This is a genomic window from Williamsia sp. R60 (assembly GCF_054063855.1).
In genome coordinates this window covers 524,174-546,077 of the sequence record NZ_JBSSGR010000003.1, presented here as the reverse complement: position 1 = coordinate 546,077, position 21,904 = coordinate 524,174, and the positions used below count along the sequence as shown (strand labels likewise).

At 63.6% G+C, this 21,904-nt stretch carries 22 protein-coding genes; 11 read left to right on the top strand and 11 right to left on the bottom strand.

All coding sequences use genetic code 11. The features are described 5' to 3' along the window. Positions 1–924: a LysR family transcriptional regulator gene (locus ACVWY6_RS15940; protein ID WP_023958461.1), complete on the bottom strand. Its 924-nt coding sequence runs from the start codon at positions 922–924 to the stop codon at positions 1–3. Between the two features lie 142 nt (positions 925–1,066). Here ACVWY6_RS15940 and ACVWY6_RS15935 point away from each other — a divergent pair, with 142 nt between their 5' ends. From ACVWY6_RS15935 to ACVWY6_RS15920, 4 genes are read left to right on the top strand one after another with little or no spacing between them, the layout of a single operon-like run. After that, positions 1,067–2,047 (top strand): ornithine cyclodeaminase family protein, encoded by a 981-nt coding sequence (locus tag ACVWY6_RS15935; protein ID WP_023958463.1) that lies wholly within the window; start codon positions 1,067–1,069, stop codon positions 2,045–2,047. Beyond that, entirely contained in the window at positions 2,044–2,976 is a 933-nt protein-coding gene (dapA, locus tag ACVWY6_RS15930) for a 4-hydroxy-tetrahydrodipicolinate synthase (protein WP_457539323.1), read from the top strand. Before ACVWY6_RS15935 ends, dapA begins: the two co-directional genes overlap by 4 nt. Beyond that, complete coding sequence (locus tag ACVWY6_RS15925) at positions 2,973–3,833, top strand: fumarylacetoacetate hydrolase family protein (RefSeq protein ID WP_457539321.1); 861 nt, start codon at positions 2,973–2,975, stop codon at positions 3,831–3,833. Before dapA ends, ACVWY6_RS15925 begins: the two co-directional genes overlap by 4 nt. Further along, positions 3,830–4,333: a flavin reductase family protein gene (locus tag ACVWY6_RS15920; RefSeq protein WP_457539319.1), complete on the top strand. Its 504-nt coding sequence runs from the start codon at positions 3,830–3,832 to the stop codon at positions 4,331–4,333. Before ACVWY6_RS15925 ends, ACVWY6_RS15920 begins: the two co-directional genes overlap by 4 nt. Before the next feature lie 98 nt (positions 4,334–4,431). Here the strand turns inward: ACVWY6_RS15920 and ACVWY6_RS15915 are convergent, their stop codons facing one another. Beyond that, the gene (locus ACVWY6_RS15915; RefSeq protein ID WP_023958471.1) at positions 4,432–5,871 is read right to left on the bottom strand and encodes an ABC1 kinase family protein; all 1,440 of its coding nucleotides are present in this window, start codon (positions 5,869–5,871) and stop codon (positions 4,432–4,434) included. Then, positions 5,868–7,082 carry a cytochrome P450 gene (locus ACVWY6_RS15910; protein ID WP_457539316.1) on the bottom strand — a complete coding sequence of 405 codons (1,215 nt, stop codon included), beginning with the start codon at positions 7,080–7,082 and terminating at the stop codon, positions 5,868–5,870. Before ACVWY6_RS15910 ends, ACVWY6_RS15915 begins: the two co-directional genes overlap by 4 nt. Before the next feature lie 130 nt (positions 7,083–7,212). Between ACVWY6_RS15910 and ACVWY6_RS15905 the strand changes: the two genes are divergently transcribed. Together ACVWY6_RS15905 and ACVWY6_RS15900 are read left to right on the top strand one after the other, a co-directional pair. Further along, on the top strand, positions 7,213–7,815 hold the full coding sequence (locus tag ACVWY6_RS15905; protein ID WP_031332397.1) for a TetR/AcrR family transcriptional regulator: 603 nt from the start codon (positions 7,213–7,215) through the stop codon (positions 7,813–7,815). A gap of 148 nt (positions 7,816–7,963) precedes the next feature. Further along, positions 7,964–9,565, top strand: coding sequence for an alkaline phosphatase D family protein (locus tag ACVWY6_RS15900; protein WP_457539314.1), 1,602 nt, complete (start codon positions 7,964–7,966; stop codon positions 9,563–9,565). A 12-nt stretch (positions 9,566–9,577) separates the two neighbouring features. Here the strand turns inward: ACVWY6_RS15900 and ACVWY6_RS15895 are convergent, their stop codons facing one another. Continuing rightward, a complete protein-coding gene (locus ACVWY6_RS15895) occupies positions 9,578–10,345 on the bottom strand; it encodes a glucose 1-dehydrogenase (protein ID WP_457539312.1) in 768 nt (255 codons plus the stop codon). 23 nt (positions 10,346–10,368) lie between these two features. After that, positions 10,369–11,388 (bottom strand): zinc-dependent alcohol dehydrogenase family protein, encoded by a 1,020-nt coding sequence (locus ACVWY6_RS15890; RefSeq protein ID WP_457539310.1) that lies wholly within the window; start codon positions 11,386–11,388, stop codon positions 10,369–10,371. A 131-nt stretch (positions 11,389–11,519) separates the two neighbouring features. On the opposite strand from ACVWY6_RS15890, the gene ACVWY6_RS15885 reads away from it, so the two are divergent. Next, the gene (locus ACVWY6_RS15885; RefSeq protein ID WP_457539309.1) at positions 11,520–12,398 is read left to right on the top strand and encodes a helix-turn-helix transcriptional regulator; all 879 of its coding nucleotides are present in this window, start codon (positions 11,520–11,522) and stop codon (positions 12,396–12,398) included. Between the two features lie 33 nt (positions 12,399–12,431). After that, entirely contained in the window at positions 12,432–12,860 is a 429-nt protein-coding gene (locus ACVWY6_RS15880) for a (R)-mandelonitrile lyase (RefSeq protein WP_457539307.1), read from the top strand. 23 nt (positions 12,861–12,883) lie between these two features. Here the strand turns inward: ACVWY6_RS15880 and ACVWY6_RS15875 are convergent, their stop codons facing one another. The 3 genes from ACVWY6_RS15875 to ACVWY6_RS15865 form a co-directional block, all read right to left on the bottom strand. Continuing rightward, positions 12,884–14,212 carry a lipase family protein gene (locus ACVWY6_RS15875; RefSeq protein WP_457539305.1) on the bottom strand — a complete coding sequence of 443 codons (1,329 nt, stop codon included), beginning with the start codon at positions 14,210–14,212 and terminating at the stop codon, positions 12,884–12,886. 50 nt (positions 14,213–14,262) lie between these two features. Further along, a complete protein-coding gene (locus ACVWY6_RS15870; RefSeq protein WP_457539303.1) occupies positions 14,263–15,849 on the bottom strand; it encodes a GMC oxidoreductase in 1,587 nt (528 codons plus the stop codon). 126 nt (positions 15,850–15,975) lie between these two features. Next, positions 15,976–16,524: a TetR/AcrR family transcriptional regulator gene (locus ACVWY6_RS15865; RefSeq protein ID WP_457539301.1), complete on the bottom strand. Its 549-nt coding sequence runs from the start codon at positions 16,522–16,524 to the stop codon at positions 15,976–15,978. 135 nt (positions 16,525–16,659) lie between these two features. Between ACVWY6_RS15865 and ACVWY6_RS15860 the strand changes: the two genes are divergently transcribed. Continuing rightward, the gene (locus ACVWY6_RS15860) at positions 16,660–17,067 is read left to right on the top strand and encodes a VOC family protein (protein WP_457539299.1); all 408 of its coding nucleotides are present in this window, start codon (positions 16,660–16,662) and stop codon (positions 17,065–17,067) included. A 20-nt stretch (positions 17,068–17,087) separates the two neighbouring features. Here ACVWY6_RS15860 and ACVWY6_RS15855 read toward each other — a convergent pair whose 3' ends face one another. The 3 genes from ACVWY6_RS15855 to ACVWY6_RS15845 all read right to left on the bottom strand — a co-directional run bounded on the left by ACVWY6_RS15855 (position 17,088) and on the right by ACVWY6_RS15845 (position 20,667). Continuing rightward, entirely contained in the window at positions 17,088–17,951 is an 864-nt protein-coding gene (locus ACVWY6_RS15855) for a hypothetical protein (protein ID WP_457539297.1), read from the bottom strand. Positions 17,952–18,044: 93 nt separating this feature from the next. Further along, positions 18,045–19,421, bottom strand: coding sequence for a DUF2252 domain-containing protein (locus ACVWY6_RS15850; RefSeq protein WP_457539295.1), 1,377 nt, complete (start codon positions 19,419–19,421; stop codon positions 18,045–18,047). 19 nt (positions 19,422–19,440) lie between these two features. Beyond that, positions 19,441–20,667 carry a DICT sensory domain-containing protein gene (locus tag ACVWY6_RS15845; RefSeq protein ID WP_457539293.1) on the bottom strand — a complete coding sequence of 409 codons (1,227 nt, stop codon included), beginning with the start codon at positions 20,665–20,667 and terminating at the stop codon, positions 19,441–19,443. Between the two features lie 164 nt (positions 20,668–20,831). Here ACVWY6_RS15845 and dps point away from each other — a divergent pair, with 164 nt between their 5' ends. Beyond that, positions 20,832–21,368 (top strand): DNA starvation/stationary phase protection protein Dps, encoded by a 537-nt coding sequence (gene dps, locus ACVWY6_RS15840; RefSeq protein ID WP_023958495.1) that lies wholly within the window; start codon positions 20,832–20,834, stop codon positions 21,366–21,368. 159 nt (positions 21,369–21,527) lie between these two features. Beyond that, complete coding sequence (locus ACVWY6_RS15835) at positions 21,528–21,902, top strand: nuclear transport factor 2 family protein (protein ID WP_457539291.1); 375 nt, start codon at positions 21,528–21,530, stop codon at positions 21,900–21,902. The last annotated feature ends 2 nt before the right edge of the window (positions 21,903–21,904 follow it).

Here is a 21,904-nt window from a genome sequence, read left to right as displayed (position 1 = left end):
TCAATCGGGTTCATGCTCGACGGGGTCATTCCCGAGCGTGAATCGAATCGCGTCCAGGGTGGCTTGTTGCAGTGGAGAGAAGTGCTTGTCGCGGCGATGGACCAAGACGATCCGCTCTTCCAGATCGAAGTCCGGAACCTGTAGTGCGCGTAGTAGGTGATCGCCCGCACCTATCGTGTAAGGCGGCGCGATCAAGGCCCAGTCGTTCTCGATCGCAGCACTTTTCATTGCCTCGGCGTGACCGAGTCGAATGACGAAGTGCGGCTCGTCGTAACCGTCGGCGCGCAGCTGAGCAACCAGGTTGCGCTGGTAGACAACGTCCTTTGGTGCGCCGACCAGGGGCAACCTCAACGCCTCGTCTACCGTCAAAGTTGTGCCCGGCGGGACGAGTTGCTCCGTCGCGAACACGGAAAGACTGTAAGCCGCAAGTATTTCCGATTGCATCGACTCCGACAACTCGCGCTCATCCCAGTTGAGGACTGCGAAGTCGAACTCGCCCGTCTCCACTCCGTGCACCACCTCTTCGGGCCGCGAGATCGACACGGTGATCTCCGCGTGCGGTCGTTGCTTGCCGAGTCTGGCGACTATCGGAGGGAGAAGGTAGGTGCCGACGGCCATGCTCGACGCGACAAGCACGCGCCCGGTTTCCCCCGATGCGAGATCGCCGACATCCCTGCGCACCTGCGCTGCACTGGCCAGTACCTCTTTGGCCCACAGGTTGGTTCTCTCACCGGCCTCGGTCAGCACCAGCCGGTTGCCTCGCCGGACGAATAGCTTGGCACCAACCCAGGATTCGAGGGAGCGCAGCTGGGCGGAAACCGCAGGTTGCGCAATCATCAGGATCTCCGCGGCGCGGGTGACGCTCCGTTCGTCGACGACCAGACGGAAGATCTCGAGCCGTCTCATCGATAGTTGGCTGTCCACGTACCTCACCTCATAAGCAATTGAGTATGGCCGCATGCGGATCTTGCTAATTGATTTATACCGCTGCCTGGATCACTGTAAGTCAAGTCACACAAATCGCCAATCCCGCCCTAGCCGGCGGTCAACGTACAAGAGGTGCGCAATGCCAACACCCACCGACGCCGCGGACCGCAGCACAGTGGGCTCTATCTCGATCCTCACCGACGACGAGGTCACCGCAGCTGTCGACCAACACGCAGCGGTCGTCTCAATTCGCGAGGTTCTGCTGTCGGCGCACCGCGGAACAGCCCATGGGATCGCCAAGACGATGTCTCAGTGGGACGGGTCGAGCACGGCCCACTCACTCGGCGCAGTCGACATGCAGCAGCACGTCGTCGCCTTCAAGAACTGGGTCAACACCCCGCGAGGTGCATCCGCACTTTTGTCTCTGTTCGATTCCACCGAGGGTCGGCCGCTCGCGGTGATGAGCGCCGGGGCGCTGGGCATGCTGCGCACAGCAGGAACTGCTGCAGCAGCGACTGACATCCTGGCCGCCCCCGATGCTGCTGTCATGGCGGTCCTGGGAACCGGTCGCCAAGCACTCCAGCAGGTGCGCGCGATACTCGGCGTCCGACGGCTTGAATTGGTCCGCGTGTGGAGCCCCTCAGTACGAAGCCGGGAGGCGTTCGCACGGAGGGTCACTGACGTCCTCGGCATTGCGGTCGAGGTAGCTGACAACGCCGAACATGCGGCGCGTGGCGCGTCGATCGTCACCACCGTGACCCGATCAAACGAACCCTTTGTGGACGGTGCGTGGCTTGAAGACGGAGCTCACCTCAATGCGATCGGGGCGATCCTGCCCACCGCTGCTGAACTCCTCCCGACTGTGCTCCCGCTGAGTGGTTTCACCGTTGTTGACGACCTGGAGAACGCGCGTCGTACATCACGCGAACTGCGAGAGTACTTCGGCGATGACCTCACAGGCGTCATGACGTTGGGCGAAGCCATCGATAGTGGCGTCACACGTCCCCCAGATACTCGGCTGACCGTCTTCAAGGGCGTCGGCTCCGGGCTCACCGACTTGGCGATCGCGTGCCTTGTCTGGCGGACGGTCGAGAACTCTCGTGCAGAGGCCCTCTCATGAAGTACCGCGCCAACCCTGCGCGCTTGTCCGGGTCCATTGCGCCACTGATCACCCCGTTCACCGACGAGGGAGCACTCGACAGCCCCAGCTTGCAGAGGCTTGTGGACTGGCAGATCAACGCAGGCAGCCACGGACTCTCCATCGGTGGCTCCACCAGCGAGCCGAGCTCGCAGACGGTGGATGAACGGATTCGCGCGATCGAGGTGGTGGCTGACGCGATCGACGATCGGGTGCCGTTCATCGCCGGCACCGGATCGGCGAAGCTTGATGAGACGTTGGCACTGACAGCTGCAGCACACCGTGCCGGCGCTGACGCGGCGCTCGTGATCACACCGTATTACGCCCGCCCGACGCAGCAGGCGCTCTACGAGTGGTATTCGCGAATCGCAAGCGAGTTCCCCGACCTACCGATCATCTTGTACAACGTTCCATCTCGCACTGCCGTGGAGCTGTCACCACTCACAGTCGCTCGTCTGCACCGGGACGTCGCCAACGTCGTCGGCATCAAGGAAACCACCAAAGACTTCGAACACTTCTCACGGGTGATCGACGCGGCAGACGACGGCCTAATCGTCTGGTCGGGAATCGAATTGCTCTGTCTGCCTTTGTTGGCACTTGGGGGCATCGGCTACATCAGCGCCACCGCGAACATAGCGCCGAGGGCGTCCGCGCGCATGTACGAATGTTGGATGGCCGGCGACCATGACGAGGCGCGGCGTATCCACTACGCACTGCATCCGTTGGTGGACTTGCTCTTCGTCGAGACCAACCCGACCACAGCGAAGTGGGTTCTCGAGACCGAGGGCAGGATCAGTTCGGCACATGTCCGGCCACCTCTCGTCGAGACAACAACTGAGGGTGTCAGCAGAATCAGCCAATTGCTCACCGAAGCAGACGCTCTCATGACGCTGGAAAGGGAAATCAGATGAGACTGGGCACCATTGCCCGCGACGGTGGCCTCTTCACTGTCGCGAGTACTGACGGGATCGCGGCACACGACGTCTCCCGGCTGGCAGGGTCCGACGGACTGGCGGGCCTGTTCAGCTCGCTCGACCCGGCAGAGATCGCCGACCTCGACATCGGAAGGTATCCCGCGGTCAACCTGACTGGCGCACAATGGCTTCCGCCGATTCCTCGGCCGCACCGGATCCTTTGTGTCGGACTGAACTACGCCACACACGCCGCTGAGGTGCTTTCCGAGATCACCGAGCATCCCACACTGTTCACCCGGTTCCCGTCGACCTTTGTCGGCCACAACCAGCCGTTGATCCGCCCGCGCGTGTCCGACACGCTCGATTGGGAAGGTGAGATCGCGGTGATCATAGGGACCGGTGGGCGACACATCCGCGCTGACAGGGCAATCGATCATGTCGCCGGGTATGCCCCGATGGGCGAGAACAGCGTTCGAGAATGGCAACTGCACACGAAGCAGGCCACCGCGGGCAAGAACTTCGATGCAACGGGGTCGTGGGGACCTTGGATAGTCACGCGAGACGAGGTGCCAGATCCGGCTGCTCTGGAAGTCATCACCGAACTCAATGGTGAGCGGATGCAGCATGGCCGACTGTCCGACCTCATCTTCGACGTGGGTGCCATCATCGAATACGTAAGCGCTTTCACCGAATTGGTGCCAGGCGATGTGATCGCGACCGGCACTCCCTCGGGTATCGGCCACAGGCACGAACCACCTCGGTATCTCGCCGCGGGCGACAAACTCTCTATCCGCATTCCGGGACTGGTCGAACTGAACAACGAGGTCTCCGACGAAGACAAGGTGCTGCAATGACAATCGACATCCGGCACGAGGGAGACCTCGGCGCATCCCTGCGCGATGTCATGGCGGACGTTTGTACCCCGGTTGCCATCGTTACGTCATGCGTGGAAACCACCCCATTCGGCTCCACGGTGAGCGCCTTCTGTTCTCTGTCGATGAATCCTCCGATGGTGATGGTGGCGCTCAACCGCGAATCCGACACACTTCGAGCCCTAAAGGCTTCAGGGCGGTTCGGCGTCAACATCCTCGGAATCGGAAATGCCGACCTGGCACTGCGATTCGCGAGAAAGGGCCCGGACAAGTTCGACGATGTCAGGTGGTCGCCGTCCCACGCAGTACCGCGCATCGCCACCAGTGCTGGATGGATAGCGTGCGAGGTCGCCGGCCTCGCCGAGGGCGGAGACCACCTGATCGTCTCAGGCAACGTCGTCGACGCAGACCTGCAAAGCTCTGAACCCCTTACCTATCACCAAAGGCGGTTCGGTACGCATGTGCCATTCCCGGCAGGGTAGTGAGGACCGGCTGTGGGACGCGAAAACGTGCGCAGCTCAGAGAACTGAGCTACCCGGGTAGAGCTACCACGGCGGAGAGCGAACGGCCTCGACATGCTTCAGCGTTCGGTGAGACCGAACAACAGCCCGCGGCGACGTGCCCACTCGACGTGAGCGTGGCCGGCGGGGGTTCTCGGTTCGCCGACGCCGTCCAGGCAATCGAGTTGGTCGCGGGTGTCCAGAGTGGCGCCCAGTTCACTGAGGATCGCGTTGATGCCGAGGTTGATCCGGGCGAGCATGACGTAGTCGCTGGGGATCTGCATCTTGCGGACCGCCGAGCCCAGCGGTCCGTCGTCGAACATGGACTGCAACAGGCCAGTGCTGTCCGATGGGACGAAGGTGTGTGGTTGCTCGGTGTTCACACTCGAAGCCATCATCGACCACCACTGGTAGGCGTCGTCAACACCGAGGTCGGTGTCGGGAGGAATGAATCCGTGGTCGATCATGAGGCGGTACAGCTCGTGGCGATCGCCGTCGCACGTGGCTCGGAACATGGTGACGATGCCGCGACGAACGTGCTCCGGAAATTGTTTGACGCACCCGAAGTCGACGAATCCAACCGTTCCGTCCTCGCCGAACCGGTAGTTACCTGGGTGCGGGTCGGCGTTGAAGAGGTTGCTGTGGCGATATGCCCCGAAGCCGAAATACCCTATGGCAGTTGCCCACTGATTCCGGAGTCTGGCATCGGCATTGCGTGCTTGGGTCCAATCGAGTCCGTCGAGGAACGTCATGGTGATCACCTGATCGCCGGAGTGGGTGTCGATGACGTCCGGTAGCCGAATGAAGGGGTGTCCTCGGAACAGGTCGGCGAATCTGCGGATGCTGCGTGCCTCGTGCCGGTAGTCGAGTTCCTCGGTGATCCGTTCGGCGACCTCGGCTGCCGCGGACCGATGATCGGTGCGCATCGCGCGGGGGGTCAACGACATCCCGAGTTTGAGGAAGGTTGCCAAAAGTTCGGTATTTGCCAGGTCGTCCTGGATCGCGCGGGCGACGCCCGGGTATTGGACTTTCACGGCAACGTCTCGGCCGTCGGCCAACCGTGCCCGGTGTACCTGCCCGATTGATGCCGCAGCGATCGGCTCCTGCGAGAACTCGTCGAAGAGTTGGTCGACCGGGCGGCCGAGATCGGCTTCGATGACTCCACGGGTTGTCGCGAAATCCATTGGTGGTGCGTTCGACTGAAGACGCTGCAGTGCCACCTGATAGGTGGCGAGAGGGCCTTCGACTTCAGGGTTCACGTCGTAGGTCGACATGAGCTGGCCGGCCTTCATCAGCACGCCTTTGGAGTGGCCGAGCATGTCGGCATAGCGCCTAGCGGTGCGATCATGGAAACGATCGACGGCCTCGGTGTCGCCGGCGCGGGCGCGCAGGCCTGCCACCACTCGTCCCCCGGCCGCGCGGGCTGCGAAGCCGACGACGGGAACTGTGCGACGGACACGGCCGGCCTGTACGGACCCGAAACGATCATTGCTGTCAGGTGCCGGTATCTCGTCTTTCATCGGTCTCCTCCGTCGGTGAACATCATCGGAACCCGGGTGGGACCACGCAGGATTCCTGACGGGTGCCACGTGACCGGGCCGACGAGCTGCGGTTGCCGAGACTTCAATTGTCGCAGAGCGATACTCAGTTCCAGACGGGCCAACGCTGCACCGAGACATCGATGCCGGCCGTGGCCGAGCGCGAGATGGGGCCGGTGTTCGGGCCGGTCCAGACGGAACCGGTTGGGTTCCTCGAATACTTCTTGATCCCGGTTGGCGGCCGCGATGGCGACGATCACGCGCGCGCCCGCTTCGATGGTGTGCCCGTGGATCCGGTGCGGCTCGGTCGCCGCACGAACAACCACCTGGGCCGTACCGTCCAGGCGCAGTAGTTCATCGACAACGGTGTCGGCACCGACGTCGTCGAGTGTGTCGATCAATCGCTCACCGGGTTCCCCCATGCACAAACGAGTCATGCTTGTGCCCAAAAGTTTTGCCGTCGTCTCGTGCCCCGCCACGGCGAGGAGGATCGCATTGGCCACGACTTCGTCCAGTGCGAGGCCGGGATCGGTGGCCAGCAGGCTGAGTAGATCGTTCTCGGGTCGGCGTCGACGTTCGGCGCAGACGGCCAGGAATTCAGCGAACACCGCGGCCAATCCAGACAGGCGCGGCATATCGCGGTTCGGGAGAATGGTCCCCTCCAGGCCTAGGATCAACTCGCTCGTCTCGTCCAGCATCAGTTGCGCGACATGAGGATCCAGGGCAAGCCACTCGGCGATGACGGCGATGGGCAACGGTTCGGCGATCGTCGACATCAGGTCGAATTGTTCCCCGGCCGCGACGTTCCCGGTGACCTCATCGGAGATCGCTTCGATTCCGTCTCTCATCGATGCGATGTAGTTGGGTGTGAAGACATCGCGCAGTGATCCTCGAAGTCGGCTGTGGTCTGGCGGGTCGAGTGTGAGCATCGTCTGCGCCAGCGGCGCGTCCTCGAAGCCTGCGTCACGCAGTGCCTTCCGACTCACTTCGGCCGCCGCAGGATCGCTGCTCCATCCCGTGCCGTGCAAGACCTCGCGGGCCGCTTGGTAGCTGCTGACCAGCCACGACTGCGTTGGTTCGTCGTAGTGGATGGGGCGTCGGCCGTCATCCCAGGGGCGGGCAATTTGTGGGGACGTGCCGTCTGGCCACCGCCATGCCGACGCTGCCGCCTTGGAGTCGGTCATCAGGTCCATGGGCCCTCCAGGTTTCCTAAGTGATCACTTAGCTGGCTACTTGGATACACTAAGTGCGCACTTAGCGGCTGTCAACGATTCAGGCGGCCGTTCGGATACAGATGAAGCCATGTCAGACGAGATGAGATCGATGACCACAGCAACACGGGATCGCTTGATCGACGAGGCGATGCGCTTGTTCGGAGAGCAGGGCTACCGGGCGACGAGCGTGGCCCAGATCGAGGCAGCTGCAGGACTCACACCGGGTTCGGGCGGGCTCTACCACCATTTTCGATCGAAAGAACTGCTGCTGGAAGCGGGTATCGACAGGCAGCTCGACCGGCTCCGAGCCCTGAGGGACATCCGGCAGATCTTCGAGGGGCTCACCGATCTGCGGTCCGAACTGACCGTGATGGGGCGATACACGCTGGAAGTCATCAACGAGGAGAGCCAGCTGTTGCGAATCGTCTCATCGGAGCTGCGAGATCGCCCGGCGAAGCTGGCCGACACTCTTGCTCACCTGGTCGACGATTCATATGCGGGTATGGCGAGCTGGATAGAGCGGCGCGTCCCCGCGATCGGGCGAGAACGGGCCGAAACCATCGCCACAGTCGCATTGAACGCTCTTTTTGCCCATCGGACGTTGCCCCACTTCCTGGGTTTGCATCCGTTGATGGTCGACGACGACCGGATCATCGGCGAATGGGTGGAAATGGTCGCCGGACGGATAGAACAGGGCGACCTGAACGCGTAGCGCAATAGGCGCGTCGACCCCGAAGTGGTCGCGCCGCCGAGACCCGGTGGTCCATGGCCTGCGGGTTTGCCGCGATGAAACCTGGCGTTCGTCCGCGGTGGGGACTGCGTTTGGACTCGCGTCGCCCGCGGTCGACAGCCTGATTCTCATGCCCCAGACCAATCCTGTGTTGAACCGCCGCGCGCTTCTGCGCGCTTCCGCCATCGGCGCCCTGCTCATTCCGGCTGGAAGCGCACTTGCCGCATGCGGTGGCTCCGGCTCGGCAACGTCACCGTCCTCGACTGGACTGTCTGTGGCCCGCCCACGGTTGACCCACGGAATCGCGAGCGGAGATCCGCGCGCGGATGGCGCGCTGATTTGGGCGCGTTCGGATGCGCCCGCGACGATGGTCGTCGAGACGTCGGCCACCGAGTCGTTCACGTCGACGCGACGATTCTCCGGTCCGAGGCTCACACCGGCGTCCGATGGAACCGGCCGATTGCGGCTCACCGGTCTCGAGCCGGGCCAGACAGTCCACTACCGGGTTGTTCTGCAGGATGACAACGGCATTGAGTCCGAGCCGCTCGCCGGTGTTTTCAACACCGTGCCCGTGCGGCCTCGAGCGTTGAACTTTGTCTGGTCGGGAGATGTTGTCGGGCAAGGCTGGGGGATCAACGAAAGTCTGGGCGGCATGAGCATCTTCGGTGCTATCGCCGATCGCCGTCCCGACTTCTTCCTGCATTCGGGCGATGCCATCTATGCGGATGGACCGGTGATGGAATCGCAGAAGCAGAACAACGGTGACGTGTACGTGAACCTGACCACAGACGCGAAATCGCATGTGGCACAAACGTTGAACGACTTCCGGGGAAACTACGCCTACAACTTGACCGACGCCCACTACCGTAGGTTTGCCGCCACCGTGCCGCAGGTCGTCCAGTGGGATGACCACGAGGTGGTGAACAACTGGTTCCCCGGGGAAAGCCTGGCCGGGCAAGAACGCAAGGGATACACCGAGACCGACGTCGACAAGCTCACCGGTTTCGCTGCGCAGGCCTGGCAGGAGTGGCAGCCCGTCCTGCCCAGTGAAGCCGTCGACGGACGTCTGTACCGAAAGATCGCGTATGGGCCAGAACTGGACGTCTTCGTCCTTGACATGCGCAGCTACAAGGATCCGAATCCGAACGCATGGAGCACCGACAGCCCGGAAGGGGTTCTCGGGGTCAAGCAGACGCGGTGGCTCATCGATGGACTGAAGGCGTCGACTGCGAGATGGAAGGTGGTGGCGAACGATCTTCCGCTCTCGATCGTGGTGCCCGACAAGGCAACAGATCCCGTGGTCGGGCCGAAGTCGATGGAAGGTGTGGCGCAGGGTGAGAACGGTCAGCCGCTGGGTCGCGAGATCGCCTTCTCCGCCATCCTCTCGCAAACCAAGAATGTCCCCAACATCGTCTATCTGACCGCCGATGTGCACTACACGGCCGCGATCTCCTACGACCCCGGCCGCGCCGGATTCACCGACTTCACCCCGTTCTGGGAGTTCGTGTCGGGTCCACTGAACGCCGGCGCGTTCCCGGAGAGCCCGCTTGATGGGACGTTCGGTGCCCGGTACGAGTTCGTGCATGCGCCGGCGGAAGCGAACGTTTCACCGGCGGAGGGCTTTCAGCACTTCGGAGAAGTGAGCATCAACCCCGACGAGCGCACCTTCACAGTGAATTTGCGCGACGCGAAGGGTGTCAGTCTCTACGCGAAGGTGCTGACAGCGCAGTGACGCGCCGAGCCGTCACAGACCGACGGTCTGCCCTCCGTCGATGACCAGAGCGTGGCCGGTGGTGAACGCGCCGAGATCGGAGCTCAGCCACAACACGGCGGAGGCGACCTCCTCGGGACGGCCCATCCGTCCCACGGGTTCTTGGGCGATGACGCGCGCGCGACCTTCCGGAGTTCCGCCGGAGAAGCGGTCCATCATGGGCGTCTCGATGATGCCGGGGCAGATCGCGTTAATCCGGATTCCCTGGGCTGCGTAGTCGAGCGCTGCCGACTTCGTCAGCCCGATCACACCGTGTTTGACAGCGGTGTAGGCACTTTGACCGCGGATCCCGACGATGCCGGCGCCCGAAGACGTGTTGACGATCGACCCGCCTCCGGTGGACAGCAGGTGCGGAATCTGATGTTTCATGCAGAGGAACACGCTCTTGAGGTTGGTCGCGACAAGACGGTCCCAGTCGCGCTCGGGGATGTCGACCAGTGGCGCCATCGGCTGTTCGACGCCGGCGTTGTTGAAGGCGATGTCCAGACGACCGAACGTCTCGATCGTCTTGGCCAGTGCCGATTCGATCTCGTCACCGTTGGTGACGTCACAACCGATTCCCAGGGCTCGGACGCCGTGTTGCTCGATCAATTCGACGGTTCGTTCGAGCTCGCCGACATTGATGTCGGTTACTGCCACGTCGGCACCTGCGGCGGCAAATGCGATCGCGGTGGCCCGGCCTATTCCACCGGCCGCACCGGTGACAAAGGCAATTTTGCCGGCAAAGTCTTCGTAAGTCATGGGGTTCCGATCGATGTGGGGTGTCAGAGCGTGAGAAGCACTTTGGTGGCGCGGCGTTCGTCCATTGCCCGGTAGGCGTCAGCGGCTCGTTCGAGCGGAAGGGTGAGGTCGAAGACCTTCCCGGGGTCGATGGTGCGCTTGCAGATGAGATCGATCAATTCAGGGAGAAAGCGGCGAACAGGTGCGGGGCCGCCACGAAGGTGGATGCCGGAGAAGAACAGTTCGAGCCCGGGTAGATCGACGTCGTGGGACACGCCGACGTAACCGACGTGTCCGCCGGGGCGGGTCGAGCGGATGGCCTGCATCATCGACTCCTGCGTCCCGACTGCCTCGATGACGGAATGCGCTCCGAGCCCGCCGGTGAGTTCTTTGATCTTGGCGACACCCTCATCGCCGCGTTCTTCGACGATGTCGGTGGCACCGAACTCCCGGGCGAGCGATTGGCGATCGGTGTGACGGCTCATTGCGATGATGCGCTCTGCACCAAGCTGTTTCGCGGCGAGCACACCGAGGAGCCCCACCGCACCGTCTCCGACCACGGCAACGGTCTTGCCCGGGCCGACCTCGGCTGCGACGGCGGCGAACCATCCGGTGCCGAGCACGTCGGAGGCGGCCAGCAGTGACGGGATGAGGTCGGGGTCGGGCTGACCGGGAGTCGACACCAATGTGCCGTCCGCGAAGGGGATGCGAGCGTACTCGGCCTGGGTTCCGATTTCACCCATGATCTGGGCGTGCACGCACCTCGATTGGTACCCGGCCTGGCATATCTCGCAGGTGTTGTCCGAGGCGAAGAACGACCCGACGACGAAGTCGCCCACAGCGACGGTTGTCACGGCATCACCGATGGCGGTGGCGGTGCCGACGTACTCGTGACCCATGGGTATCTGGTCGGCGGGGTCGTCGCCGCGGTATGGCCACAGGTCTGAACCACAGACGCACGTTGCGGCAAGGCGGATGATCGCATCGGTCGGCTCGACGATGACCGGGTTGGGGCGGTCGACGATCTGGACGTCGCGGGGCGAGGCGAGAATGACTCCACGCACTGGTGTCTCCTTCGGTGAAGTGGGTGTATGTCCACCACACAACCGCGAATACGCGGGGCGGGGGAGTCACTGACAAGAGGTGTACTGGCAGGGAACCCCTGAACGCCGCGGCCGCGCCTACCCTGAGCTCCATGAACAACCGGGACGAGGTACGTGAGTTCCTGATGTCGCGACGGGCGAAGGTGACACCGGAGGAGGCCGGCTTGCCTGCGGGGCAGAACCGCCGGGTGGCGGGACTTCGCCGCAGTGAGGTGGCCATGCTGGCCGGGGTGAGTGTGGAGTATTACGCCCGCCTCGAGCGCGGGACCATCGCTGGTGCGTCGGCATCTGTGCTCGACGCCATCGCCAGGGCGTTGCTCCTCGACGACACCGAACGGGCGCATCTGTTCGACCTGGCAAGGGCTGCTGACGGTATCCCGACTTCAGGCCGCCCCCGACGGCGTAGCAGCAAGTCGGCGACCCCGCGGCTGAGTCTGCAGTGGGCACTCGATTCCATCACCGAGGGAGTGGCGTTTGTCCGCAATCAGCATCAAGACCTGGTGGCCACAAACGAACTCGGGCGCGCCTTCTACTCGCCCCTGATCGGTGACGGTGGGCGCACTCCGAACCTCGCCCGGTTCCAGTTCCTCGACCCGGCAGCACATGACTTCTACCCGGATTGGGAGTTGTTCGCCCAGATGTGTGTCTCGATCATGCGAGCAGAAGCAGGCCGCGATCCCTACGACAAGGGTTTGCAGGACTTGGTGGGCGAATTGTCGACGCGGAGTGATGTTTTCCGTACGTTGTGGGGCGCCCACGATGTCCGCACGCATGGGTCGGGCACGAAACGGTTCAATCACCCGGTGGTCGGCGACATCAGCCTGGCTTACGAGGAACTCGTTATCACCGCTGATCCGGGTTCGGTATTGATGGTGTACACGGCCGAACCCGGTTCGCCCAGTTCCGAGCGTCTTCGGCTACTCGGATCGTGGGCGGCCGAGCACAGCCAGACCGAGTCTTCGCAGACGTGAAGACATTGTCGATCAATTGATCCGGGAGTTCACATGCAGATAGTCCGCAGTTCGGTTTCGACCACGAAGGGGCCCAGCGACTGGTTCACCGGCGATGTCTACATCGACGCCGTCGCCGCTGCGCCGGCACCATCGCGGGTGTCGGCCAACCTGGTTCATTTCATGCCCGGGGCGCGAACGCACTGGCACCGTCATCCTTTGAGTCAGACCGTGTTCGTCACCGAGGGAATCGGGTTGTGCCAGCGCCGAGGTGGACCAGTCGAGATCATCAGACCAGGCGACCGGGTCCTGTTCGAGGCCGATGAAGAGCACTGGCACGGTGCCGCACCGACCGGCCTGATGGTCCACCTCGCCATCAACGAGAGCAGCAAAGAGTACGACGCCGTCCAATGGCTCGCACCCGTCACAGACGAGGAATACAACCAGGAACCGGCCACCGCGGACCTGCCTAGCTCACGCTGACGAGTGTCTCGCAACGGGCCTGGTCAGTTGAAGGTGCAACCGGTGACGGGCTTGTTCGCAAATCGATCCATGAGGTAGTCGACGGCGCCACCCGTTCCGAGACCGTCGATGAGATCGGGCCCGAAGTGGTTGGGCAACACCAAGCCCGGGGTGATGGGCGGCAGCTGGTTGGTGCGGAACGTGACGTCGGCGCCCTTCTCACACCACTCGCCGGCGAGCTGCCGCGCCTGCTCGTACGGGATGGTGTCGTCGTTGATGCCGCTGGTCACGAACACCGGACTCGCCGGTGTCAGCGTGCCGATGCGTTGTTCCTCGAAGATGGGAGCAGCTTCGGGAATGGTGTCGAGGTTCTCGAGTAGAGACTTGCCGTCCCTGGTGAGCGAGCTGGTGCGCAGGAACGGTTGCTGGAAGATGACATCACCGATGCACTCGGTTCCCAACCGATCCAGCAGCGCCTGTCCCGCAGGCGTTGTGCGCTCGGCGAGCGGCTTCTTGAGCGCGGGATGGCGTGCGACGAAGCCGTTGATTGCGTAGCCGATGACACCTCCGATCAGATTGCCGTCGACCTTCGCCAGAACGTCGAGGAGATCCGCCGGGGGCGCGCCTGCCCATGTGCCCTTGAGGTTGAGCTCGGGGGCGTCGGTCGGCTGCAGTTCGGCCGCGGCCGCCGATGCCCCACCACCTTGGGAGTAGCCCCAGAAAGCTATCGGTGTACGAGAACCGGTACCGCTGAGTGCGTTTGCCGCTCGGGCAGCATCGATCATCGCGTGGGCTTCCTCGACGCGGTTGACGTATGTGTGGACGCCCGGAGTGCCCAGCCCCACGTAATCGGTGACGAACACCCTTGCGCCCAGGGCATTCCAGCGCGCGGCCGACAACGCCTCTTGGTTCGCGGAGAAGGAAAGAGGGTCGGTCTGTGCAATCAACCCTGTGGCGAATGCTCGCGACGGTGCGCATTGATCGCCTTGACCCATGGTGCCCGGGCCGATGATGACGGTCGGCCGCTCTCCCTCGCCTTGCCACGGCTGGGTCGAGTCGATGAAGGTGCCGCTGACCGGCGTCGGCTCACCGTTCTCCAGACGCGAGGTGTAGAGGACGCGGCTTGCAGAACCCGGCCACGGGCCGTTCACACCCGGGATCGACACCAGCAGGGGCATCGATTCGGTCCGGATCACCGAACCCGGAGTGGTCGAGTACTCGGCGGGCGCGCTGTAGAAGTCCGAGGTCGGCGCAGCCGACGCAGACGGAGCCGCGCCCACGGCGGTAGTCGTCACCACCGAAACACTGAGCGCCAGTATGGCGAAGCGAACTCGCCTGGTGGCCCCGCTGTGCGTGGAAAGGGTGTGTAGCAACGTGATTCCTGACTATGAAAGGGATTCGCCGACCGCTGGTGATCGTGGACTCAGATGACCGTACCGACATCGGTGGTGACGAGATGATCGAGTGCCCGTTCAGCCACGGCCGCGATGGTCATCGACGGGTTGCATGCTGCCGAGTTGCCGGGCATCAGTGCGCCGTCAAGAACGTAGAGACCGCGTTGCCCATGCACGCGACCCTCGAGGTCGCACACCGAGCCCATGCTGGCTCCACCGAGCGGATGCCAGGTGGAAGGGAAGAACTCGTTGGTGTCGGTGAGGATGCCGCCCGGTCCCGCGATCTTGCGCACCGTGGGGCCGATATGGCGGTTCTGGATCTCTGCGTCACTGTCGGTGGGCCACCGCAGGATTGCGTCGTCACGGTAGGAGTCGTAGTGGAAGCGGCCGCGTCCGGTGCTCACCCCGTAACCCACCATCATCGTGCTGCGGGCATCGAAGGACAGCGGCGGCACCGACGCCTGGATCACGGTGTGCGCGGCGTTCGGGTCGGACCAGTTCTTGCTGCCGTAGATGACGGGCCCACCTTGCGGCGCCCCGAACTCGGTCTCCAGATTGGTCCATACGTAGATCCGGTCGGCGTTGCTGCCCCAGTTGCCGCCGAGGTCGTCGGGCATGTCGGGTATCTTTCCCTTTGCCGCGGCGCGCATCAGCAACTTGGAGGTGTTCATACTGCCGGCGGCCATCACGAGTGCGTTGGTGGTCAAGATCTTGTTCTCGAGAACGTTTCCGGCCGAATCGATCCGGTCGACATGGACCCGCCAACGACCTTCGGGTGTCCGCTCGACATCGGTGACGTGGTGCTGCGTGTGCACGGTAACCCGCCCGGTCGCTTCGGCCGCAGCGATATAGGTGACGTCGACCGAGTGTTTCCCGCCGTTGTTCACCCCGAGTGCGCCGTCGCCGTTGGTGTACGAGGGTTTCATCTTTCCGCGCAACTCGTCGAGCGCAAAGTTCCAGTCGATCGGCATCGGGATCTTCGACACCGGTAGGCCCGCTTCGCGAACGCTCTGGGCGAACACCCGCGCGGCCCGGTAGTTCGGGGTGCCGATCAGCTCGTCGGGTGCTTCCGCGAGTCGGAGCATCCTGGCGACACGGGGGTAGTGGACCCGATTCATGGTCGCCCAGTCGAGTTCTTGGGGGAAGTGCGTATTGAACACCGACTCGTCAGGTTGCAGGGTCATGCCTTGATAGACGAGCGAACCGCCGCCGACCCCGGCCGCACACAGCGCGGTCATGTTCTCGCCGGGGACCGCCTCGAGCAGTCCGACGTAGGGCTCGAACACGGCGGGCTTGCCGAACAGTTGAGGCGCCGACCGGTACCACAGAATGCGCTTGTCGGGCGTGGTGGCTCTGGGGAATGTCTCAGAGTTCGGGCCTGTCGCCCACCGCCTTCCGCGTTCGAGCACCGTCACCGGCACACCCGCTTCGGCCAGCCGCAGTGCGGCGACACCGCCACCGAATCCCGAGCCGATGACGATCGCCCGATGGTCTTCACGGACCACCGGGGTGCGCTTTCGCGGCGTGGGATTTGCGCGGGCGATGGCCGGACTCGCGATGGCGGCTCCGACCACGGCGGCGCCGGTCAGAAAGGAACGGCGGTCGAACGCGGACATGGATCCCCCGAATCATGAGCTGGACAAACCCCGGATGCCCTGGTCGACGCGAGTGGTGACCGTTCTGCAGGCGTGGTCAAAACTAGACAGTCACGGGCCAATGTGTCAAGAATTACATTCGGGCCATCAAGTGGGCTCCAGCGCAGGGCGAAGCCACATGGTGAGGAATTGGCGTAGATCATCGTCGGTGTGGACGGCGTCGCTGTCGAACAGCACCACCGACAAGCCGAGGCGCAGAGCGATCTCGACGATGTTGTCGAGGTTTTCCGCGACGTGTGGATCTCGCGCGGCCAGGGGCGAGAGGAACTCGCGGGCAACCGGCTTCGCTCGCGACATCATTCCGGTGTCGAACACGGGGTTGCCCTGCTGTGCTTGCAGCAGCAGAGCGAGTAGGGGGTCATCGCGTACCGCGGATCGTCCGGCCACGATGAGTTCGACAACATAGGCGATCGAGGTGTCGATGGTGTCCACCCGGGCGTGAATGTCTCCCAGCACGTGGACGGTGAGATCGGCGATCGCCGAAGACACCAGTTCCTCACGGGACCCGAAGATGGAGTAGACCGTCTGGCGTGACACCCCCGCGGCATGCGCGACAGCAGCGATGTTGACGCCGTCGAACCCCTGCTCGGCGATGAGCGCACGAGTGGCTTCGAGGATCTTGTGCCGCGACCGCATATCCGACATTATCGCCCCACGCTGCACAAATCTGTCGGACCCGGCTCCCGGAATCGAAACAGGCTGAGAAGCAAACGGATACGCGGCTAGTCTGGGCGACAACACCGATGTCAGGGCTGCAAGGAGGCTTCAATCGTGTTCACCGAGCTGTTCCCCATCCTGTCCAGCCGAGACCTCGATCGCCTCGTCGCCTTCTATCAACAGGCATGCGATGCCCAACTGGTCTACCGGTTTCCGGAAGAAGGGCCCGCGGGTTATGCGAGTCTGCAGATCGGGAAGTCGTCTTTCGGAATCGGATCAGATGCCTCAGCGCCGGAGACACCCAGTCGGGGAGCACTGTGGCTGTACGCGGAGAGCTGTGAGGACGGGTTCGACGCCCTGGTGTCTGCGGGTGCCGCGATTGTCAGTCCGCCCACGGACATGCCCTGGGGCGAGCGGGTCGCAGACGTGACCGACCCTGACGGCAACCTGATCCATGTGGGCCAGCGACCCGAACCCGCAGAAGACCCGGAACCCACTGAGCTACAGGGTCATCCGACCTGATCAGCGGGCTCCGGGTGCACTCACACGACCGGTGACACCGGACCGCCGGTGAGCACGCGGTACGCGTAGGTGCTTGCGATGAGCGTGACCGGAATGGTCACCAGCAGGCCGACCAGGCACAGGATCGCGCCGAGGACGTTGAGCCCAAAACAGGCCAGCGCCAACAGGAGCAGCGACCCGATGTTCTTCGACGTCAGCTCGAAGCTCGACTTGATCGCGGTGAAGGCGTCTTGATTGCGATCGATCGCGAAAGTCAGTGCGTACCAGGTCAAATACAAGACGATGAGGCCGGGGATGATCAGCAGGATGAACCCGACGACGGTCGCCACGCCCACCAGGACCGCAATGATGAACACCGCGCTGAGATTGCGGAAGTTGAAGAAAACGCCGATCGACGGCCGGTTACCGTCGAGCTCGGCAAGAGCGCCGTTGGTGAACGCGGCACGGAACAGCGTGCTGACGATGAACGACAGCACGGTCCCGATCACACTGAGCGCGGCCCCACCACCGGACAACTCATTCTGGAAATCAAAGCCGGAGAACGCGAACTGGACAAACCAGCTGGCCACCAGGGACAGCAGGCAGATCGCGATCCAGGCGCCGGCATTTGCCTTGTATTTGGACCATCCGTAACTCAGAGCTGAGCCGACCGATAGTTGCGGTGGTCCGAAGCCGGCAGGCCCGGGGTAGCCACCTTGAGCGGAGTACTGATCCACCGGAGGAGGTGGCGGCGGGAAGCCACCTTGAGGCGAAAAGCCCTGGCCGGGCGGCGGATAGTTCTGGCCGCCGGGTGGGGGATACTGCCCTGCTGGTGGCTCTGGCTGACCCGAACCCTTCCCGAGGGGCACATGGGGTTCGTTCTCGCGCGGTGGGTACTCGGTCATGGCCTGCTCCTACGTCGGTGCGGCTGGTCGATTTTGCACACTGTTCTGACCAAAGCCCGTATGTAGGTGCGGTGTCAAGTAATACGCGTGGTGTTAGCCGAGCTGTGCCTCAATCGTTCCCGCAGCGACAGCGGCGGCCAGTTCACCGTGGTCGCGTTCGGTCTGGTCGGCGTAGTTCACCGCGAACGCTGCGATGTCCTTGTCGATCACCTTGCCACCGCCGAAGTAGCCGGCCAGCAGGCGCGGGTCGACCGACCGCGAGTGAGCTCGCGCCAGCAGTCCGCCCGCCAAACGCCCGTAGTCGTCGAGCAGACTGCCCTTGAGGGTGGTGGGGTCGATGTCGCCTTTGAGGTTTCGGAACTGTCGGACGATGAACGGGATCCCACCGATCGTCGTCCAGCCGAGCAGGATATCGGTCTCGGCCTGAACCATCCGTGCGCCGTTGACTATGCGCCGGCCCTCGTGCCGGGGAGTGTCGGCTGCAACGTAGGGGGCCAACGCCGATGGCTTTGCCTGTTTCACCTGCAGCACAAGGTCTTCCGAGCGATTACCGTGCAGCAAGGCCACGTAGTTCCGAAGGCCCACGCTGCCGGTACCCACTATCCGGAAAGCCACATCGGACACCGCGAATCGGGCGATCAGATTTCGCCGCGATTCGCGAAGCGTGTCGACGTAGTCCGTCAGGCCGTCGATGACCGCATCGGCGGTGGCGGTGTCCACCCGGGTGAGGTTCGGCGGATCGGCGACGAACCGGTGCCGCTGGATTCCGGTGGCAGGGTCATCGACCTGTTGCGTCCACTTCGCCACCACCTTCTCGCTCGTGTTCTTCATCGCCTTGTCTGCGGCAGCCTCGAAGCTGTCCAGCAGAGAGTCGGCTTTGACCTGATCCAGAACCGAGACGTCAGGGATCACTGACCACGACCGCAGAAAAGGCGCGTCGGCGAGCTTCTTCATCGTCTTGCGATACGACTTCACGGCGTCCTCCGCGGCTTCGCGACAGCCGGATTCCGAGACCCCGCCCTGCCGGCCCGCGAGCACCAAACTCGCCGAAAGGCGCTTGAGGTCCCACTCCCATGGGCCCGGGATGGTCTCGTCGAAGTCGTTGATGTCCATCACGATCTTGCCGTCGGGGGTCCCGTACAACCCGAAATTGGCGGCGTGCGCATCGCCACACAACTGTGCGGCCAGCCCGCTGTCGGGTGTACCGGCCAGGTCGGCCGCCATCAAACCGGCTGCGCCGCGGAAGAAGGAGAACGGGGACGCGGTCATCCGCCCGATACGCAGCGGAATGAGTTCGGGCATCCGGCCTTCATTGCTGGCAGCGATGTATTCGAGCACGCCGGGTCGATCCGCGGCTGCGGCGCGGTGAGCGTGTGCACCGGGCGCAAGGTCCTCGCGCAATCGACGTCCCTGCTCGAGGACATCATCTGCGCGCACGAACCGGCGCAGGTCGATCGTCTGTTTGGCCATGCCGGCGCCCTCCGTCGAATCAGTCAGCCACTCGCGGTGAGGTGAATCGGGCGAGGATGGCGTGCGCCGCACGGGATGCGAGGTCACGGTTGTAACTCTGGACCACGTCGAAGGTGCGATCGAGGTCGGGGACCGGTTCGTGCCGGTCTCGCGCGGACAGGACTGCCGAGGCGTGCGGGCCGAGAACCACTACCGTCCACTCGTTGACGAGGTCATCATCCGGGTCGAGGGGAGCGTGCTGAACGTTTCCGTCGAGCATCTGCGGCAGGCCGACGCCGTACACACCGGCGAAACCGGCTTTGTCCGCCAGGGAACGCCAACGCCGTGCCGTCGCCGGCGTGAACTGCCGAGCCTCCTGAAAGGTGCCCAGCACCAGGGTTCCCGGGCCGGCGGCCGCAGCCTGCGTCTCCAGGGCTTTGCTCATCTCGATCAGCAGGCGTTTGTCGCCGGGGCGGGGAACGTGACTCGCACGGACGATGGCGTACGGGGTGGTCGCCGAATCATCATCTGCGGGGCCGGCCGCGGAGTCACGTGGCGGAAGTGCAGCCACCGGCTCGTCGGCGAAAAGCGCCGGGCTGTGCGCAGCCGGGAACAGGGCTCCCATGCCGTGGGTGGCTCCGACCGTCTGCGCCGCCACCCGCAGCGCCTCGCTGTCGACGCCTTCGGCGATGACCAGAGCTCCGGTCCGTTCGGCGTGGGCGGCCAGTGCGTGGGCCAGCCCGGCGATCTCTGGATCGCGGGTGCGGGCCAGCAACTCCGCAGGGGTGAAGATCACGTCGGGTTCGATCAGCCACAGCAGGGTCAACGCGCGATCATCGAGCCCCAACCGGTCCACGCAGATCAGGCGACCCGCGGCACGGGCCGCAGCGACCTCGTCCAACACGGAGCGGGGCCGGCGGAAGGTCTCGCCGGGGTCCACGGAAAGAAGCAGGTGGTGCTCGGCCGGGGCCGCGAACGCGAGGTGAGCGGGCGACAGCAGATCAACGGTCGCGAAGATGGGCACGGTGGTCTTGGCCGGGTCCGCGTTGAAAAATGAAAGCTTGCGACCGTCGACGACGTCGGTCTGCTGCATCATCCGCGCAGCGCGGCGCAGCGATTTCGGGGTGTTCAGGGCGGTGTCCCCGCGTCCAAGGACCTGTAGTTCCACAGCGACCAGCGCATCGTCGGCGAGCCGGCGAATGGGTGCGTAATGCGGTACGAGTTCGAGTCCCTCGAAGATCTCGTCCGACTCAGAGGTCGAGGTCACCGGTTGCCACTGTCGAGCACTTGCGTTCGATCATCAACCAAGCCAACCACACGGTAGGCCCAGGTGTACCCGCACCCGTTACCGAACCGTTATGACAAGGTCGCAGTTCGGTCTCGGCGGCACGGTCGGGTTTGAGATCTGGGTCGGCAGGGCAAACTGCGGTCATGACTTTCACCGCGCCTGGCCTCTCTGATGACGCCACAAAGAAACTGGTCTCTGTCCTGCAGGAACGTCTCAGCGCGTTCAACGACCTTCATCTGACTCTGAAGCACATCCACTGGAACGTCGTCGGTGCCAACTTCATCGGCGTTCACGAAATGATCGATCCCCAGGTCGAACTCGCCCGCGGCTACGCCGACACGCTCGCCGAGCGCATCGCGACCCTGGGTGGCTCACCGAAGGGCACCGCCAAGGCGATCGAAGAGGATCGGTCCTGGAACGACTACTCGGTCGGCCGCGACACGGTGCAGGCCCACCTCGGCGCCCTCGACCTCGTCTACGTTGGCGTGATCACCTCGCAGCGTGAGGCCATTGCCGTTGCAGGCGAGATCGATCCGGTCACCGAAGACATCCTGATCGGCCAGACCGCGGAACTCGAGAAGTTCCAATGGTTCGTCCGTGCGCACCTCGAGAACGCCTCGGGAGAGCTGGCGAATGCCGGCGCAAGCACGGAACAGGGCGCAGCCGACCAGAGTCGCTGACCCGCTCACCACACCATCGAAGTCATCTCGAGGTGCTCACCCATTGCGGGTGAGCACCTCTTGGCTTTGGTGGGTGTTTGAACCTTTCCGGGACTCAGCTGGACATCACGGGTAACGTCCTCGAACTAGAACATGTTCTAGTCGATGAGGGAGATGCACATGCCGAGTGTCGAGGAAATCAAAAAAGTCGTCGAGTCCTACGTGGACCTGGTGGCGAACGGCAAGCCAGAGCAGGTCGCCGATCTGTACGCAGAGTGCGCGACCGTCGAAGACCCGATCGGCGCCGACGTGCGCAGCACGCGCGAATCGATCGTGGAGTTCTATGGCGTGATTGCTGCGATGGACAAGACCACCGCTGAGCTGCATTGGTCCAAGATCGCCGGCGACACGGCAGTCTTCGAGTTCACCCTCATCACCGAGGCGGGCGGCTCCGCGTTCAAGATCACGCCCGTGGACATCATGGTCTTCGATGACAACTGCAAGATCACCAGCATGCGTGCGGTGTGGAGCCAGGAAGACCTCCAGCAGGTCTAGTC